This is a genomic window from Mycoplasma sp. HS2188, from assembly GCF_025209835.1.
In the GTDB taxonomy this organism is placed as follows: Bacteria; Bacillota_I; Bacilli_A; order Mycoplasmatales; family Metamycoplasmataceae; genus Mycoplasmopsis.
The window spans coordinates 139,121-156,782 of sequence record NZ_JAOAOI010000001.1 but is presented as its reverse complement, the minus strand read 5'-3'; the positions used below and the strand labels follow the sequence as shown (position 1 = coordinate 156,782).

Genomic DNA, 17,662 nt, shown 5'->3' with positions numbered 1-17,662 from the left:
GGTAAAAATGATAAAAAATAAAAAGAAAAAACCGACATTTTGGAATGTGTTCGTATTAATTCTCATGGTTACTTTTATCGGCTTTGGTGGTGGTAATGCACTCATGCCGGTAATTAAAAGATATGTAGTTGACAAATATGAATGATTGGATAATGAAGAGTTTGATAAAAATGTTGTAATAACAAACATGTTGCCAGGACCTATGGCAATTCAGGCTTTGTCTTATGTTGCTATTAAAGCGCTTGGCTTTTGAAAAGGAACTATTGTGGTTGTTTTAGCCTCAATTCCTCATGTTGTTTTAGCCGTTTGTTTAATATTTTTAGTTAATAAATTAGATAAGCGTTATTTAATGATTATTCAAACCGGTGTTTTAGTTGCGATAGTTGGTAGTTTAATCGGTTTTGCATGAAATTACTTTCGCAAAGGAATAAAAGAATCACGTATAAGTTTATGATTGATTTTATTCATTTCAACATTTGCATTTTCACTATTTATCCCAACACCATGAAATGTGCCAGTGGCAATAATGGTATTGATAATTGCAATATTCACTACTGTATTTTTTATAAAAAAACGCAAAAATATTACTAACAAGAAAAAAGGAAAGGATGGTGCTAAATAATGTTTATTCCATTATTAGTTTCAATTCCTTTGATCGCTTTGATTTCACTATCAGTTTTTGGTGGCGGTCAAATATTTATGCCAATTTTTACATGATTGTGAAACTCACTTAGCAGTTGATTCAATGTCAATATAACGTCAGAACAAATGAGTAATATATTTGCTATTTCAAACTCAACACCAGGGATTTTAAGTCCTAAATTTGCAGCAATAACTGGTTACTTAGTAACAGACAATATTTGAGTTGGAATAGTTGCGATGTTTTTAACATTTCTAGCTTTTACAGTTCCTGCCATTTTAATGATGAAACTTGCACTTAAATATTCAGATAAATTTGATAAATCAACATACTTTAAACAATTACTGAAAGTTATGAACCCTGTTGTTACGGCAATCATTGTTGCCTTAGCAATTCAATTATTTATTGGTCTGATAGCACCACAAGTAGTTTTCAACAAATCAGTTAAAAATTACGCAGCTTTAAATTACAATAGTGGTGTTTATAAATTTTTATTTAAAGGATGAAGACAAATTGTTTCGTATATCTACATACCATTAGGTATTGTAGTCTCTCTGTATTTATACACAAAAAAAGCCCCAATGTTCTCCTTAATTTTAGGGAATGTTGCTCTATGTTTCATCTTATATCAACCATGATTTAGATAATTTAACAGTCATAAAAGACTGTTTTTTTATGCAAAATTAATAAAAAAATTCAGTTAACACTGAATTAATTATTATTTTTTCTCTTTGTGTAATGAATGTTTACCACATTTGCCACAAAATTTATTTAATTCCACTTTTTCAGGGTGATTTTTTTTGTTTTTTTTGCTGATGTAATTTTCCATTTTACATACAGTACATTGAAAAATAAATCCTTCTCTTGCCATTTTTTCTCCTATAAATTTATTGCACACTTATATGTGTTTGAAATAGACTTACGTCTAATTACTATATCATAGTATAAAATCTTTTTTAATTATATATATAAAAGAGATTTTAATAAGTATTTTTTTATTAAATATGCGTTTTTATGTTTAAAAATTCAAAATTTCTATAAAAACACCCATTATTTTCAATAATTAATTTAATTTAAGCAACACTTTCGCCAATTTTTGTTAATTTTTTAAGTGCTTTTTTGACACTATCATAAGCAGCTGTGCGTGTAGTTGCTGTAATATCTGCAATCTCTTGATAACTTAAATTTTCGTAAAAATACAATCTAAATGCTTGTTTTTGTGTTTGAGTTAACAGGTTTTGGTACTTTTCGTATAAACCAATATAATGTTCTCTTTCTTCAATGTTATTTATTTTCAATTTCACTTGCCTCCACTAATTCTTTAGTCATCGTGTAAATGAATTTATCTAGGTCGAATTCTTCTAAATCATCTAAACCTTCACCTAAACCTATAAATTTAACATTTAAATCAAACTCATCTTTAATTGAAAGAACAATACCACCCTTGCTAGTACCATCCATTTTTGTCAAAATAATGCCAGTTGGGTTTGTCACTTCTTTGAAGTGACGTGCTTGACTCACGCCGTTTTGTCCTGTTGTAGCATCTAAAACTAGCAAACATTCATGAGGAGCGTTCTCTTGGAATTTTGCAATAATTGTGTATATCTTTTCAAGTTCACGCATTAAATTGATTTTATTTTGTAATCTACCGGCTGTGTCGATCAATAATAAATCATAATTTTCTTCTTTGGCTTTTTTTAATGCATCAAAAACAACAGATGCTGGATCAGCTCCTTCTTTGGCCGGTTTCACTATATCGGCACCAACTCTACCAGCTCATACCTCTAGTTGACTAACAGCCCCTGCTCTAAATGTATCAGCAGCAGCTATCAATACTTTTTTACCCATTTTTATGTATTTATGAGCAATTTTAGCCACTGATGTTGTTTTACCTGAGCCGTTAACCCCAACAAAGACAAAAATATTTAATCTATCATCCTCGTAATTTAGTGTTGTGTCAATAATACTTTTGTTTGTGTAAATAACAAACATTTGATCGGCAGTTAATTCACCAATTTCTTTTGAATCTGTTAAATTACGAACCCTAACCTCATTTTTTAGGTGAGTTATAATTGCATAAACAAGTTGAGCACTAATGTCTGACATAATCAATATTTCTTCTAATTCGTCAAAAAACTCTTCATTAATTTTTTTGTATTTATTTTGTAAATTAAATATTTTACGTCCGAGACTCGAAGCACTAGCTAAACCAGTTGAATATTTTTCTAGTTTTTTGGATTCAAGTAATTGCTGTTGTTCTTGTTGTTCAATTTGTTGTTCTTTTTCGGCAACTTTATCTTTTTTACGACCGAAAATTTTTTCTTTTAAAAATTTAAAAAATCCCATAGTATTTAAATTTTAATGTAAAAAAGCAAAATCTATGGATAATTATATTTTTTTATTGAAATAAATACTTTTTTCAATAAAAGTATTAACTTTTTTGCTTATTTTTGGATACGTTTTTATATTTTTTGCTAATATCAAGCATAATTTTGGCCACATATAAGCAAATTAATTTATAATTTGAATATTGAAGATAGCTTTTTGCTAACGTTCAATAATGAGCAGAATTGCTGCACTAATAATTGAGGAGTATTATGCCTATAATAAAAAAAAGGGAGATAGTTTTTCCACTTTTAGGGGCAATCGTTAATGTGCAGGCATACAAATATGATGGTACTTTATATCGACAATGAAATGGTGCTAAAGTGATTCGAAATACAGAAGATCATTTTGTCCTATTTCTTTATCGAACTAAAGTCGGTGAAAAATACAAAAATTCATGAGTTTACAATGTTCCTGTAATTTGGTTCTTACCCAAAAAAGAGAATTATAACGCTCTTGTTATGCTAGAAAAAAATAGCAACTATATTTATGTGAATCTCGCTTCAAAACCAATTTACGAAGACAACACAATCAAATTTATTGATTTTGACTTAGATATTAAGTGTTATCCTCGTAGAGAATTGCTTGTGGTTGATAGAGAAGAATTCAAACAAAACGCAATTGATTTTAACTATCCTGATAGCTTAAAAAAATTAATTTATGCTGGTTTAGAGCAAGCAATTGAAAAGAAAAATGAGAAAAAATATTTTTTTAACCCCAAGTTGATTCATTATTATGTTGATATCATTAAAAAAGACAATTGTTTACCCAAAAAATTTAGAAACTCTCTCAAAAATTAATTTCTGTTGAAATTTAAATTAAAAAATACTCAAATTAATTGAGTATTTTTTTGATTAAAATTTTGATTTTGAGAAGTCAAATAATTTTGAAACTTCAGTCACATCACGGTTAATATCGTGAGAAAGTTTTCTGTCTTTGTTTTTGTATCAAATGTTTGATAGTACTGAACTAATTATTGTAAACACAACTATTAGGGATAGTAATGTGTAACCAAAATAGTTTGAACCTGCACTCAACATTTTATATGCTTCTTTTTGTGCTTCACCACTTTCATTTACACCTGCGTATAAATTTTGATAGTAGTTAATAACCACGATGATACCTATAACAAGTCCAACAGTAATAAGTCATGAAATTACTGTTGATATCTTTAGTGTCTTCATAAATCTCCTATAACTTTTATAAGATTAAGTTAAATAAATGTCTATAGTAATTATATACTAATAATTAGTTTTGGTTAAGTGAAACAATAATCATTGGCTCTTTATTGAATGTTTTAAATATTTTTTTTCTTATGACGTGTCTTGAACGATTTTGGAAATCTTTTAAGCCATCGAATTCTTCAGTATCAATTAGGTTTGCTAGTGTTAAAATTATCAATTGTTCTGCGTCTTTTTTATCGTCTTTTGATATTGAACCAATCATATTTATTTGTAATTTACCAGTTAATTTTTTGGTTGTTGGATTGAATGTTGAAGTGATAATTATAGCCCCGTCACGACCTAAAATCTCACGTTCAGCTATAACTTCAGTACTGATATCGCCAATTCCAAATCCATCGATAATAACATCACCTACGCCTTTTATTTTACCTTTAGTGCTTGAAAGTTTACCGTCGATAAAATGAGCAACTTTTCCATTTTGCAATAATAAACAATTTTGTGGTTTTATTTTTGCCTCAGTGCTAATTGACTTTGCAGCTTCAGATAAATAACGATATAAACCTTGAACAGGTATTACATATTTTGGTTTTAATTTTTTAGCTAAATCTACTAAATCTTGACGAGCAGGACGATGTCTGTAAAATTCTTTTCCTGTAACATCAGAAATTTTAGGTGTAATACGTGCAATATCATCTAAAGCGACTGCGGCAATACTTTCCAATCCGGCAACAGGAGGAGCAATCATAATAACATTATCAGTGTGTTTAAGACTCAAGAAAACATCATTATTATCAGTTATTCTTAAGAATCTTGAGTATAGACGTTCAATAGCACCAGTAACTAATACAACTGCATTATCAACTTTATTGACTGATTTATAATCAATTAATTCAGGTAAAGGCAATTCTGGATGCTCTTTTTTCATTAAGTTGAATAACTGTCAATATGTTTTTCCGTAAGTAACGATTGGTCTTTTTGTCTCATAAGCCATGTCAAGAATTTGGTGAATAGCTACCATTTCCTCATCGTATGCTCCAATAATTATTCTTTCGTTAGGATTTGCAGCCATAAACACATCACGAAGCGAATCAGGTAAATTTATTTTCTCAACAGCTTTACCAGAGTAATTTGCTCTACCTGAATCAACAACTAAAGCAACTAACTGTCTTTTTTTGAAAGCGTTTTGCAATGTATCAAAATTCAATTTTCCGTAAATTCCAAGATCGCCTTCAACAAAGTTAAACATGAATAAATAGTCACCACTTGGAGTAATAAAATCAAAACCGATGTGGCCAGGCATTGAACCTGCCAGCTCGATAGGTTGAACAAAAATGTCATTAAATTTTGTCATTTTCGAAATAGTGTGAATTTTGAAGTTTTTGTTCATTATTTTGTATTTTGAAAGTCGCTCAGTGATCATGATCTTATTGAATGAAGAAGTGTAGATATTCAAATCAGGAATATGCATTAAAAGTCAAGGCAAGGCGGAAAATGTTTCGTTTTTAACATCGCTTATAAATACACCGGCAATTCTATCTTTGTTTTTTTCTAAATATGAAAAATTAGGGATTAAGGTGTCGACCCCATTTTTTGAATTGATTGGAACTTTTGTACCCGCATTGATTACGTATATTTTATTGTTGTACTCAAAAATATAACAATTTTTACCATTTTCATCTAATCCACCTAAAGCGAATATATTGACATTGTTCATATCACCTCCATAATTTTTAATGAATTATTAATAGAAAATTAATTTTAAATTAAATAATTATTTTTATTTTAATATATTAATTATATTTTTAAAATATTTTGTTGATTTGTACGTTTAATTTATTTTGATTATAAAATGCTTGTAATACAATAAATGTATGAATGATAAAAAAATAGATACACAGGAAGACACAAATTTAATGTCTACAACACTTGAGTTAAATGTCAAAAATAACATCAACAATGAAGAAATTTCTAAAATGGATGATTTTAGCCGCCACAACGTGTTGCAAAAAGCAAAAAAAATTACTGATCAATACTCACAACAAGTGGGTAAAGCGCGTTTAAAACGTATTTTTGCTGCTGTTGCCATCTCTATTTTCATTATTTTATTAATTAGCTTGCTAGCTTTATTTCCTATTTTAATATTCGATAAAAAATAAGGACTAAACGTCCTATTTATATTCATTATCAGCCAACCCAGGTATTACATAATGCTTTAGGTGGTTGAATTTTTTTTCTAGCTTATTCGCAATGGTTTTTAACTCATTTATTATTGTTTCTACACCCCTAAAATCAAAATCAAGTATTGATTCTAACTTATTGATTTTTTCAATAAATAACTGAGAGTTTTCATTGATTTTTATATTATTCGTGTTGATTAAATATTTAATTGTTTTGAAATCATCTCGAATGTTTCCTACATCAAAGATATCAGGACCTTCTATTGTTTTACTTAATAATTTGATAATTTTTTCGAGAGTATTAATTTCTGAATTGATTTTATTTTTCTCTTTATTGTATTTGATTATTTTTGTGTGAATGTTATTGCTTTTTTCGCTGTTTTGCAAAATGAAAAACATTTTTAAAACATCTTGTTTATTGTACTCATAAATTGAGTTTAAGGCTATGCTAATTAATTTTTCAGGTAGGGGAAATTTTAATCTAGTATTCACAATATTGCTTTGTGATGATGAGGCTAAAACAAGAGCACCAATAATTGAAGCCAAAGCACCTTTAGCAAAATCAGGTTTTATTTTTAATTTTTTATTTTCGTAAAAATACTGTGAATATCCAGGGAAATTAATATAGTCAAATTCACTGTCGCAAAAAACACCAGTTGGTATAAAGTGATCGAGCGAAAATTCGTAATTACCCTGTAAATTTGTTGCTCTCATGCCAAATAATTGAGTTAATATTTTGTTTTCCAAGCTGACACCTCACGCAATAAATTCAACAGTATCATCGTTAATTTCCAAATCTTTTATTTTTGTTAATTTTTGTACTGCCTCAATTATTAATTCTTTTAAATTAATATTTATTGCGAAATTAAGGCTTTTGTCATCTGTTATTAAAGATAAGTCAATTTTATTGGTAATAGTTATAAAACGGTTGTCTTTGTATAGCCCTAAAGTGAAAATATATGGAAGTTCTTGATATCTAGGTATGTTTCTTATAACTCTTACAAGATAGTTATAAGTAATTGCTTCGAAATCTATATAAATTTTGAATTTTTCATTCATTTTCCCTCTTTTCAATTTTTTTATTTTTAATATAAAAACATCCAGTAAGGATGTGTTAACTATCTTTTGAATGAGTTTTTAAATTCAATTCAACGTATTGATTTTTGTTTAACAAATACTCATTTTTTATTGATTTTATCCAAATAAAAGCTATCTTGTCAAAATCAAAATGATATTGAAATTGTAGCAACAATTGTACCTAAAATTGATCAGCTAAATAAATTGTAAGGCCATTTTGATAATGGTCCAAATATATCTTTTTGTGAGTTTATTTCGTCTTTTCCTAAATAGAAATAATTTGTTTTTCACGAATCATTTGCATAAACACTGGTCAATCAATTTATTGAAAAAATTATGATTGTTGTAGAAAAGAAGAAAATTACAGCATATAAAATATCTTTAGCCTTAAATCTTGGATTGGAAACTATATATAAAGCTGAGGTTAATAGTATTAAAAACGAGTGTATAAGGATGTAATCATAAAAATAATATGAGTCTAAACCAGTGCGAAACGGAACTATTCCGTTTTCAAAATTAAGATCAGGTTTAGACAATGCGATTAAAGCACCAATTATTGCCACGTGTCCGAAATATTTAACATAATCTACTTTGTTAAATACAAGGCATAAAGCACTCAACAATAACATGAATCTACATAGATGGAACGGCAGTGCTTCTCATTGTGTTGGGAAATGGGAAATTATGAGCAATACAGAACGCAGAAACATAAAAACGAGTGTTATTGATCCGATTAATCTGAATAATTGAACTTTTGATAAAATAATCAAATGTTTATTTTTATTGTTAAATCAACGTGATATTGGCTTTTTAAATAACCATAGCAATATCATTGATAAAACAGTTAAGGCAAAGAGTACGTTGAATATGATTAACGATATTCCTTCGAAGTAAAATGATTTATTATCACCTTGTCAGCGAAAGAATTCAGGTATTTTAAAAGCCACCAAAGCCTCCACCAAAGCCTAGTTTTGATAAATCTGATAGATTTCCGCTTTTAATTTTTTTAGCCATTTCGCCCATATTTTTTGACATAGATTCGAAATCATTAATTAAACGGTTATATTCAAAGGCACTTCTACCGCTACCTGAAATAATTCTGGCTTTGCGTGAAGCTTGTTTCAGTAACTTTGGATTTTGACGTTCTTTTTTAGTCATTGAAGAAATAAGGATTTCATACGAGCGCATTTTAACCTCTGCTTCTTCAATTTTTTCTTCACTGATTTTGTTTGCCAAACCAGGTATCATTTTTAAAATTGATTTCATTTTACCTAGTTTTTTCATCTGTGCTAGGTTATTCATTAAATCATCAAGTGTGAAATTGCCTTTTAGTAATTTCGCCACCATATTATTGGCATCTTTTGGATCATAAACTTCTTCTGCTTTTTCAATTAAACTTAAGACATCACCCATTCCTAAAATACGATCTGCCATTCTATCTGGATAGAATAAGTCTAAATTTGAAATTTTTTCACCTGTACCAATAAATCTTATTGGTAAGTTCAACACTTTTGTTAAACTCAAGGCCGCACCACCACGGGCATCAGAGTCTAATTTGGTAATAATGCATCCGCTCAATTTTAATTTTTCGTCGAATGTGGTAGCAACATTAATAATGTCTTGACCACTCAAGGCATCAGCAACAAAGAAAATTTCGCTAGGTTTTGCAATAGCCTTTAAATCAACAAGCTCATTCATTAATTCCTCATCGATTGAAAGACGACCGGCGGTATCGATGATTATTAAGTCATTTTTATTTTTATCAGCGTGCTCAATAGCTTGTGAAACAATATCTTGTGCACTAATTTGAGTTCCTTTTTCAAAATAATCAACTTGAATACTTTTTGCTAAAGTTACTAATTGTTGCACGGCAGCAGGTCTATAAATATCAGCAGCAACTAACAAAGGTTTATTAATATAATTTTTCTTTCTTAAAAAATAAGCAATTTTAGCAGCTGCTGTTGTTTTACCAGAACCTTGCAAACCCGTCATCATGATAATGAAAGGTTTTTTGTCGATTTTAATTTCTTTGACGTCACCACCTAAAATTTCTTGCAATTCGGCATGAACAATTTTAATCATTTGTTGTGAAGCATTCAATGAACCGACTAATCTCGATTCCAATGCTTTTTCTTTAACGTTCTTGATAAATTCTTTAACAACTTTTAAGTTAACGTCGGCCTCTAGTAAAGCCATTTTAATGTCTCTAGTTACTTCTAAAATATCCTCTTCGTTAACTATTGTTTTTTTATTCATTTTCTGAATTGATTTTTGAATTCTATTTTCTAAAAAATTAAACATTGTACTCCTTAATTATTTATTACAACTGTGTATAAACTGCCAATTTCTTTAAAGCCTAATGAACGATATATTTTGCCAGCACTTGGATTATGATAAAAAAGCATAGGAATTTTACCTTGATCAATTATTCAATTTGATAGTTTTGCAACCACTTTTGATCCTAAACCTTGATTCCGATATTCGTTTAGTGTATAGACTCCACCGATAAAACTTTTATTGTCTGCATTGATAGAAATTAAAGCACAACTCACAACCATATTATTATCTTTGATAATAAAAGGGTTTGAAATACCTGCCTTAAACGACTCTATGTATAATTCCAATTCTTGTTGATGATTGTTAGTGAAATCGCCGAATTCTTTAATTTTCATTCGAGATTCTACAATTTGAGGGACATCAACAAACTCGGCCTTAATTACTCCGGATGTGTCTATGTTTGTTTTGTGTTCTAGTTTCGCTATCATTTGTTTGTGAATTGTATATTTGTTTTTGTTTGTTAAATTAAAAGCTATTTTGTCAAACATTGTGTCTGAAATATTGATGTTTTTCAAATTATTTTCAACAATAATTTCATTGATTTCTTCTCATTGTAATTTTGAATATGGGTCAAAAAATAACAATGTTTGATTGAAGATTAACAAAACAGCAATAATCTTATTTTGTTCAACTTTTATCAGTGTTTTGTGTACTTTTGACTCAATTCCATAGGCGTCAATATCGCCAATAAAAAAGAAATTTTTGTCAGAATCAATATTTAAAAAATCTTTAATTTCTTTGATATCTTTTTTCTGTGCTTTTATTATCATAAATGTTACTCAATTAAAACAAAAAGAACCTTGGTAAAGGTTAAATTTTTGATTATAGCAATATAAAATTAAAGATTTTTAACTTCTTCGTCTAGAATAGCTTTTAGAGTTTTTAATTCTTCTACTGATAGTGTAATACCCTTGCTTGAACGTGCGTAGTCTTCGCTTCAATCACGAATATCGTATTTTGGTTCTCCGTTATTTCAAGAAACAAGATTTAATTCTTTTGTATAGCCACTACTTGTTAAGCCACCTATTTTACCGATTTTACGAACAATATTGTTGGTTATTTGTGATTTCTTAAATGCCATTATTCTCTCCTTAAATTTAGTTTAGTTATTAATAATATTTTAATTATAAATTAATATTAAAATTAATAAAGAATTTAATATTGATACTGTTATGAATTATTCTTTTTAAATTTAATTTGTTCATACGCACACATTGCAATCATTGCTCCATTATCAGTAGCATATTTTAAATTTGGTACAATTGCCTTTTCGCTTAATTTTAGAAATTCACTTCTTAATTTTGTGTTCGCACTCACACCACCGGCTAAAACTAACGAGTTTACTTCAAAATTATCTAAAGCAATTTTGGTTTTCGAAATTAGATATTCAATTGCTGTATGCTCGAAACTAGCGGCAAGTTTTTCCTTGTCAATTGTTTCGCCACGCATTGTATGTGTATTATAGTAGTTTAAAATTTGAGATTTTAGTCCACTAAAACTAAAATCATATTTATTTGCTGTATGCGGTTTTGTAAATTTAATATATTCTCCACGATATGACTGGTAAATTTTATCAATTATAGGTCCTCCTGGAAAACCCAAACCTAATTTTGAACTAACTTTATCAAAAGCTTCTCCAACAGCGTCATCTAATGTTTCGCCAATCACTTGTATATCAAAAGGATTTTTAACATACATTAATTGTGTGTGTCCGCCCGAAACTAATAAACATAGTGCAGGATATTCTATGTTTTGTTCAATAGCGTTTGAGTAAAAATGTCCTTCTAAATGATTGATTGGAATTAATTTTTTGCTTAATGATAAAGCCAATGCACTTGCGAATAAATACCCAATTTGCAATGTGCCAATTAAGCCTGGTTTTTGTGTATAGGCGATGTAGTCGATAGACTGCAAATCATATTTTTTTTGAAAAAATGATTGAATTATGTTTATGTTTTTAACATGCATTCTCGAACTTATCTCTGGAATAGTACCGCCAAATTCTTTAAAAATATCTATTTGGCTAATCGTTTTCATTTCTAAAACTTTGCCATTTTCTAAAAGCGCTATAGAAGTATCATCATGACTTGTTTCAATACCTAGAATACGCATTATTTGCCTCCAATTTGTGGTTTTTTGATGTAGTAAGGTTCAATATCAATTAAATTATCATTTTCGGTAAATAATTCAATATATTTATTGAAATTATTGATAATATCAGTGTAATTAATAACATCAAAATTCAATTCATCGTTGTCTAAAATTTCAATATTTTTAGGGTCAAATGTTTTATTTATATTTTTATATAAATAGACTTTTGAACCAGAGGCATTAATTATAAATTCAGGTTTTGTAGGCAATTGTTTTTGCAATAATTGCATTGAGCTTGTTGTGTGTATGTTGCCACCAGTAATTAAAGCAATTGTTCTAACATAAACTAATGAAATTCTTACTCCTGTAAAATATCCTGGACCAAGGTTAAGGTAAAAATCGCTAATTTGATTAATATCAATATTGTTATTTTTCAGTATTTTTTCAGTACTACTAGTCAATAGATCAACTTTTTTAGGAACATTTTCGATTAGTATAGAATCAATACAATAATTATTGTCGTCAAAGAGCCCAAGAACAAAACTATCGCCAGTTGTGTCAATAAACATTTTCATTATTTCACCTCACTTATGACAAAAATATGATTATTTTCCTTGTCTAAACTAATTCTTACATCCAGATAGTTTTTATATGAATGAGTTATATTGTCTGACCATTCAATTGCGATTAAATTATCTTGGTAATAGTCTTCAAATTCGCTCAAATCATCGTTTAAATGATATGCATCAATATGGATTAAACCCGGATAATCTTTCATGTAATTGAATGTTGGCGATGTTATTTTGTCTTCAATTCCAATTAATTTCGCCAATTCTTTTACCAAAGCGGTTTTGCCAGCTCCCAGATCACCGTTAAGCATAATTATTTTTGATTTTGTTAAATTGTTTAGAATAAATTCAGCAACATGATTAATTGAAAAACCATGTGGTACTGTGAATGTTTTTTTCATTTTTACCTCGTTTTGTATTAATTTTATAATTTTTATCAATTACCAAAATTTATTTTTGCTGGGTCATTTAATATTTTAATATTTTATTATTAATAAATAAAAAAATGTATATAATTGCTAAGCAATACATAAAGACAGTAACTGTTTTATCTTAATTTGTTACCGAATGTATATTCAATCTTGTCTCTTAATAATAGTATTGCATAATAATAAAAGAAAGGAGAAAACTCCATGAATGCAAAAGAATCAAAATTTAAATTGATGAAAAAAGAATTAGCAAAAGAAATTTCTCAAAAAATTACAGATGCTAAATCATTAATTGTTGCTGAATACCGTGGATTAACAGTTCAAGAATTAACACAATTGCGTGTTGAAGCTAAAAACGCTGGTGTTGAATTAAAAGTTTACAAAAACCGTATTGTTAAATACGCTCTTGAAACTGCTGGATATGTTGAATTAGCAGACCACTTAATTGGTCCTAACATTTACGCTTTCAGTAATGAAGACGAATTATCGGCCGCTAAAGTTTTAAGTAAATTTGCTAAAACAAATAAATTATTAGTACTTAAAGCTGGTATTTTTGAAGGTAAAGTTATCGACGCTAAAGGAGTTGCTGAAGTTGCTACATTGCCAAATTACGAAGAAGCACTTGGCATACTTGCTCGTTCACTTATCTCACCTTTACAACAACTATCTCTTTCTTTAAAACTATATACTGAAAAAGAAAGCGAATAATAAACTAAATACAATTATTTTGAAAGGAAAATTATAATGGCTAAATTAGAAAAAGAAACATTCATTTCTGCTTTAAAAGAAATGACAATTAAAGAAGTTATGGAATTAGTAGAAGCAATGAAAGAAGAGTTCGGAATTGACCCTTCAGCTGTTGCTGTTGCTGCTGCACCTGCTGCAGGTGATGCTGCTGAAGAAAAATCATCAGTTAATGTTGTTATTACTTCAGACAACGGTAAAAAATTACCAATCGTTAAAGTAGTTAAAGAACTTTTAGGATTAGCATTAATGGATGCTAACAAATTAGTTTCAGCACTTCCAGCAGTAGTTAAAGAAAATGTTTCAATGAACGAAGCTGAAGAATTAAAAGCTAAACTTGTTGAAGCTGGTGCTACAGTAGAATTTAAATAATTAAATAACTTATTAATTAAAAAATATCAAGAAAAATCTTGATATTTTTTAATTATTTTTTCTTTTTATATTTAAAGAAAGTAAGCAAACCTGTAGTAAATGAAATTATTAGAAAGGAAATAACACCTATAACAATATAAATTTTAGAATTAGAAGCGATCTTATTTTTTGAATTAATATTGTTCACATTTTTTTGATTTTCATCGCTATTATTAGACTCATGGTTGTTTATACCGTTTTGAATTGAAACATCAGTAGAGTTATCAATATTAGTTGAATTTGAATTGGTATCATCATTGATATCTGAATACGTTGAATTATCATCATTGCCTGAATTTGAATTGGCATCATCTTTGTTATCTGCTTGTGTTGAATTATCAGTAGAATTTCCAGCTTCGCTAAAATCGGGATTATGATTATCTTGTGTGTTTTCTCCTGTTGAATCCTCAGTATTATCCTGTGATGAATTGTTGTTATCATCTGGTGCAATGGGACCGGTTGAATCACTAGACTCATCATTTTTTATGGTACTGCTATCATTGTCTATATTTTTTTTATCACTATCACCGTTGTTGTTTTGGCTATTTTGATTATCACTTTCTTGATTATTTTGTGTATTAGTATTCTGTGAATTTATATAATTATCTGTGTTTGAATTTTTATTTTTATCTTCATTATCTATAGATTCATTATCTAACAAATCATCAATTGTGTATTGATATCAATTCAAACTATCGTGATCATAATTTTGTTTATTAATATATTTGTTGCCAATTGTATTGAATATATTTTGTGTAATTTTTTTAAAATTTAGAATCGACACGATCGGAAAAGTTGTGTGAGTTTTAATTTGACTGGCTTTGTTAATGTCATAAACTAATATTAAATTTTCCCTGTCGATTTTGTCGCCTTCGGGCAATGAATACATAGAATAAAATTCTGTCATTTCTTCATTAGTTAAAGAATATTTATTGCGAATTTTCGTTAGAACATCATTTTTAAAATGTTCAATTAATGGCTTTGTAATATTGAACATTATTCTTTTTTCTGATTCTGTTTTTTTAATGTTGTTTTGATCGAAAGGTTCGTTCCAATGTTCAATTTTTGAAATATCTATTGGCGAATTAGAGAAACTATTATATTCATTGATATACATATTTTTAATTTTGTTCAGTAGATCATTGCTTAAAAATGAGTCATTTGAATTGTTGTTTAAATACACAAACGGTATATTCGTTTTTCAAACTTCATTGAAGGTATAATTTCGTGTGTTGTCATAGTCAATAAATTCGTTGTGATAAATTTTGGCAAATTCATTAATAGCCACTTGCAACGAGTTAATATTATCAAGATCAATTTTACTCAATATTGTTGCTTTTGTTTGTTCATCGATTTTTAATTGTTTATTTTCATGTAGTAGTTCAAATTTTGGCAAAATTACTTTAGATAAATAGATGTTTTTTATTTGATTGTTATTCAATTCATCTGTTGAATTTAAATATCAATCAATATCACCACTGGAAAATTCATCGACATAAAATCCGCTAAAAACTTTATAAATTCTTTCGATATATGCATCAAATTTGTGACGATTTTCTCTTGCTATAACATATTTTGTACGTGCTAATGATTTGTTTAATTCTTCATAAGTGTAATTTTGCTTATTGCCTATCCACTCATCGCCTAAATAATTTAAAATGTATTGAATTTTTTGACCTAAATTACTAGTAGGCATTATCGTAATTTGTTGAATTAAGACATTGACATTTTTTCTTTGTTCTTCACTGATGCGAATATCATTTTGCTCAAAATAGATATCTTGAAATCTATCTTCAAGTTCATATTTAACTTGTAAAGTCAACGCCATGATATCATCGTTTTTATTTGAACTATATTTTATTGAGTTTAATTTATCTTCGATTTGGGAATTGATGCCTATTTTTTGATTAAAAATTCGAATTATTTCGTCCTTAATTTTATTAAATTCATTGACTGAATAATTTTGCGGTGCCGCACTAAGAACAATCTGCATGGCACCATTAACAAGATTGATAATTTTCATAAACCTAATTATAATATCGATGTAATTAAATAAAATAACAAAAAATATTTTTTTTCTTTGAAAAATATCAGAATGTATTATCATTATAAAGCAATTAATAAATGGGGATGTAGTTCAATGGTAGAACTCCAGCCTTCCAAGCTGATTATGCGGGTTCGATTCCCGTCATCCCCTCCATTTGTTTAAATACGCCAAAAGCAGGAAACTGCTTTTTTATATTAATTTGTAGGAAAGAATATTAAGGTAAAATAAATAATATGATTAATGATACTATAGCAGCTATCTCATCTGGTGGCAAAATTAACCAAGCAATATCAATTATTAGAGTGAGCGGTCAAGACAGCGTCAATATTGTTAAAAAAATATTTAATGGCAAAGTCGGTTCAAATCACCGTATTACTTATGGATACATTGTCGATAACTTTAATGATAACAAAGTAATTGATGAAGTTTTGGTTATGTGATTTATTGGTAAAAATACTTTTACAGGCGAAGATACTGTTGAAATTAATTGCCATGGTGGTGTTGTAATTTCGAATCGTATTCTTGAGTTAATTTTACAAAATGGTGCTAGACTGGCTACGCCAGGCGAATTTAGCCGTCGTGCATTTTTAAACGGTAAAATGGACCTAGTTAAAGCGGAAGCTATTAATGATTTAATACACGCACAATCTTTAATTCAAACGGAAATTGCTGTAAAGAAATTTGACGGTAAGACTTCTAAAATGATTGATAATTTGCGTGATTGATTAATGAATTTGATTGGTCGTATTGAAGTCAATATTGATTATCCTGAGTATGATGATGTTGAGAAAATTTTAGATAAAGGTTTATTGAGCGAATTAATCCAAATTGACTCAAAAATGAGTAAATTAGTCAAACAAAGTGAAAATTCACGATTGCTTTTTGATGGTATCAAAGTTGCTATAATCGGTAAGCCCAATGTCGGTAAAAGTTCGATATTAAACCGCTTGTTAGATGAAGAAAAAGCCATTGTTACTGATGAAGCAGGTACGACCCGTGACTTAGTTGAAGCAACCTGACAATATGAAGGTTTTCTGTTTAAACTTATTGATACTGCCGGAATTAGAGAAACAACAACAAAAGCAGAAAAAATTGGTATCGAAAAAAGTTTTGACCAAATAAAAAAAGCTGATATTGTCATTCATGTTTTGGATACAACTCAACAAAATGATGAATTTGATAATCGTGTTATTGAAATTGCTACTCAATTCAATAAAAATATCATAACCTTATGAAATAAAAATGATGTTCTACCAGCCCCGGCCAACTCACTAAGTATTAGTGCACAAAATGGCAGTATAGAAGAGTTACAAAAAGCACTAGTAGAAAAATTTAAAAACATTGAGCTTGATAATGAAGAATTTGTAAGTAATGCCCGTCAGTTATCATTAATAAAAAAAGCTAATATTTCAATACAAAATGCAATAAATGCACTCAATAATGGTGTTTATTCTGATTTAGTAATTATTGATATAACAGAGGCTTGAAGAAATTTGGTTGATATAACAGGTAGAGCAGATAATGAACAATTATTAGATGATATGTTTAAAAACTTTTGTCTTGGAAAGTAGG

21 protein-coding genes and 1 tRNA gene are annotated in these 17,662 nt (G+C 28.6%); 8 read left to right on the top strand and 14 right to left on the bottom strand.

Translation table 4 applies throughout. The features are described from left to right. The first annotated feature begins 7 nt into the window (after positions 1–7). Positions 8–622, top strand: coding sequence for a chromate transporter (locus N1F73_RS00795; RefSeq protein ID WP_259290272.1), 615 nt, complete (start codon positions 8–10; stop codon positions 620–622). After that, positions 622–1,287 carry a chromate transporter gene (locus N1F73_RS00790; protein ID WP_259290271.1) on the top strand — a complete coding sequence of 222 codons (666 nt, stop codon included), beginning with the start codon at positions 622–624 and terminating at the stop codon, positions 1,285–1,287. The genes N1F73_RS00795 and N1F73_RS00790 overlap by 1 nt, the downstream gene beginning before the upstream one ends. Positions 1,288–1,358: 71 nt before the next feature. On the opposite strand, the gene rpmG is transcribed toward N1F73_RS00790, so the two are convergent. The 3 genes from rpmG to ftsY all read right to left on the bottom strand — a co-directional run bounded on the left by rpmG (position 1,359) and on the right by ftsY (position 2,986). Continuing rightward, the gene (gene rpmG / locus N1F73_RS00785; protein ID WP_259290270.1) at positions 1,359–1,511 is read right to left on the bottom strand and encodes a 50S ribosomal protein L33; all 153 of its coding nucleotides are present in this window, start codon (positions 1,509–1,511) and stop codon (positions 1,359–1,361) included. A 202-nt stretch (positions 1,512–1,713) separates the two neighbouring features. Continuing rightward, complete coding sequence (locus N1F73_RS00780) at positions 1,714–1,944, bottom strand: sigma factor-like helix-turn-helix DNA-binding protein (RefSeq protein WP_259290269.1); 231 nt, start codon at positions 1,942–1,944, stop codon at positions 1,714–1,716. Continuing rightward, positions 1,925–2,986 (bottom strand): signal recognition particle-docking protein FtsY, encoded by a 1,062-nt coding sequence (gene ftsY / locus N1F73_RS00775; protein WP_260359468.1) that lies wholly within the window; start codon positions 2,984–2,986, stop codon positions 1,925–1,927. The genes N1F73_RS00780 and ftsY overlap by 20 nt, the downstream gene beginning before the upstream one ends. A 251-nt stretch (positions 2,987–3,237) precedes the next feature. Here ftsY and N1F73_RS00770 point away from each other — a divergent pair, with 251 nt between their 5' ends. Beyond that, positions 3,238–3,825, top strand: coding sequence for a DUF402 domain-containing protein (locus tag N1F73_RS00770; RefSeq protein WP_259290267.1), 588 nt, complete (start codon positions 3,238–3,240; stop codon positions 3,823–3,825). A 54-nt stretch (positions 3,826–3,879) separates the two neighbouring features. On the opposite strand, the gene N1F73_RS00765 is transcribed toward N1F73_RS00770, so the two are convergent. After that, a complete protein-coding gene (locus tag N1F73_RS00765; protein WP_259290266.1) occupies positions 3,880–4,209 on the bottom strand; it encodes a hypothetical protein in 330 nt (109 codons plus the stop codon). A gap of 64 nt (positions 4,210–4,273) precedes the next feature. Further along, positions 4,274–5,923, bottom strand: a complete 1,650-nt coding sequence (locus N1F73_RS00760) for a ribonuclease J (RefSeq protein ID WP_260359462.1) — start codon at positions 5,921–5,923, stop codon at positions 4,274–4,276. A gap of 157 nt (positions 5,924–6,080) precedes the next feature. On the opposite strand from N1F73_RS00760, the gene N1F73_RS00755 reads away from it, so the two are divergent. Continuing rightward, entirely contained in the window at positions 6,081–6,365 is a 285-nt protein-coding gene (locus tag N1F73_RS00755) for a hypothetical protein (protein WP_259290264.1), read from the top strand. 12 nt (positions 6,366–6,377) lie between these two features. Here N1F73_RS00755 and N1F73_RS00750 read toward each other — a convergent pair whose 3' ends face one another. From N1F73_RS00750 to tsaE, 8 genes are all read right to left on the bottom strand, one after another. After that, positions 6,378–7,445 carry a hypothetical protein gene (locus N1F73_RS00750; RefSeq protein WP_260359460.1) on the bottom strand — a complete coding sequence of 356 codons (1,068 nt, stop codon included), beginning with the start codon at positions 7,443–7,445 and terminating at the stop codon, positions 6,378–6,380. A gap of 59 nt (positions 7,446–7,504) precedes the next feature. Next, a complete protein-coding gene (locus tag N1F73_RS00745) occupies positions 7,505–8,410 on the bottom strand; it encodes a YwaF family protein (RefSeq protein WP_260359458.1) in 906 nt (301 codons plus the stop codon). Continuing rightward, a complete protein-coding gene (ffh, locus tag N1F73_RS00740; RefSeq protein ID WP_260359456.1) occupies positions 8,400–9,764 on the bottom strand; it encodes a signal recognition particle protein in 1,365 nt (454 codons plus the stop codon). Before ffh ends, N1F73_RS00745 begins: the two co-directional genes overlap by 11 nt. An 8-nt stretch (positions 9,765–9,772) precedes the next feature. After that, the gene (locus tag N1F73_RS00735) at positions 9,773–10,570 is read right to left on the bottom strand and encodes a GNAT family N-acetyltransferase (RefSeq protein ID WP_260359452.1); all 798 of its coding nucleotides are present in this window, start codon (positions 10,568–10,570) and stop codon (positions 9,773–9,775) included. Between the two features lie 68 nt (positions 10,571–10,638). After that, the gene (locus N1F73_RS00730) at positions 10,639–10,881 is read right to left on the bottom strand and encodes a YdbC family protein (protein ID WP_259290259.1); all 243 of its coding nucleotides are present in this window, start codon (positions 10,879–10,881) and stop codon (positions 10,639–10,641) included. 89 nt (positions 10,882–10,970) lie between these two features. After that, positions 10,971–11,912 (bottom strand): tRNA (adenosine(37)-N6)-threonylcarbamoyltransferase complex transferase subunit TsaD, encoded by a 942-nt coding sequence (tsaD, locus tag N1F73_RS00725; RefSeq protein ID WP_259290258.1) that lies wholly within the window; start codon positions 11,910–11,912, stop codon positions 10,971–10,973. Then, positions 11,912–12,466 carry a tRNA threonylcarbamoyladenosine biosynthesis protein TsaB gene (locus tag N1F73_RS00720; RefSeq protein ID WP_260359440.1) on the bottom strand — a complete coding sequence of 185 codons (555 nt, stop codon included), beginning with the start codon at positions 12,464–12,466 and terminating at the stop codon, positions 11,912–11,914. Before N1F73_RS00720 ends, tsaD begins: the two co-directional genes overlap by 1 nt. Beyond that, positions 12,466–12,861 (bottom strand): tRNA (adenosine(37)-N6)-threonylcarbamoyltransferase complex ATPase subunit type 1 TsaE, encoded by a 396-nt coding sequence (gene tsaE / locus N1F73_RS00715; protein ID WP_259290256.1) that lies wholly within the window; start codon positions 12,859–12,861, stop codon positions 12,466–12,468. Before tsaE ends, N1F73_RS00720 begins: the two co-directional genes overlap by 1 nt. Positions 12,862–13,092: 231 nt before the next feature. Between tsaE and rplJ the strand changes: the two genes are divergently transcribed. Both rplJ and rplL read left to right on the top strand, forming a co-directional pair. Next, positions 13,093–13,596 (top strand): 50S ribosomal protein L10, encoded by a 504-nt coding sequence (gene rplJ / locus N1F73_RS00710; protein WP_260359438.1) that lies wholly within the window; start codon positions 13,093–13,095, stop codon positions 13,594–13,596. 36 nt (positions 13,597–13,632) lie between these two features. Beyond that, complete coding sequence (gene rplL, locus N1F73_RS00705; protein ID WP_259290254.1) at positions 13,633–14,004, top strand: 50S ribosomal protein L7/L12; 372 nt, start codon at positions 13,633–13,635, stop codon at positions 14,002–14,004. Between the two features lie 52 nt (positions 14,005–14,056). On the opposite strand, the gene N1F73_RS00700 is transcribed toward rplL, so the two are convergent. Next, positions 14,057–16,066 carry an MSCRAMM family adhesin SdrC gene (locus N1F73_RS00700; RefSeq protein WP_260359437.1) on the bottom strand — a complete coding sequence of 670 codons (2,010 nt, stop codon included), beginning with the start codon at positions 16,064–16,066 and terminating at the stop codon, positions 14,057–14,059. Positions 16,067–16,169: 103 nt separating this feature from the next. Between N1F73_RS00700 and N1F73_RS00695 the strand changes: the two genes are divergently transcribed. Further along, positions 16,170–16,243, top strand: a tRNA-Gly gene (locus N1F73_RS00695). A gap of 80 nt (positions 16,244–16,323) precedes the next feature. Then, positions 16,324–17,661 carry a tRNA uridine-5-carboxymethylaminomethyl(34) synthesis GTPase MnmE gene (mnmE, locus tag N1F73_RS00690; protein ID WP_260359436.1) on the top strand — a complete coding sequence of 446 codons (1,338 nt, stop codon included), beginning with the start codon at positions 16,324–16,326 and terminating at the stop codon, positions 17,659–17,661. The last annotated feature ends 1 nt before the right edge of the window (position 17,662 follow it).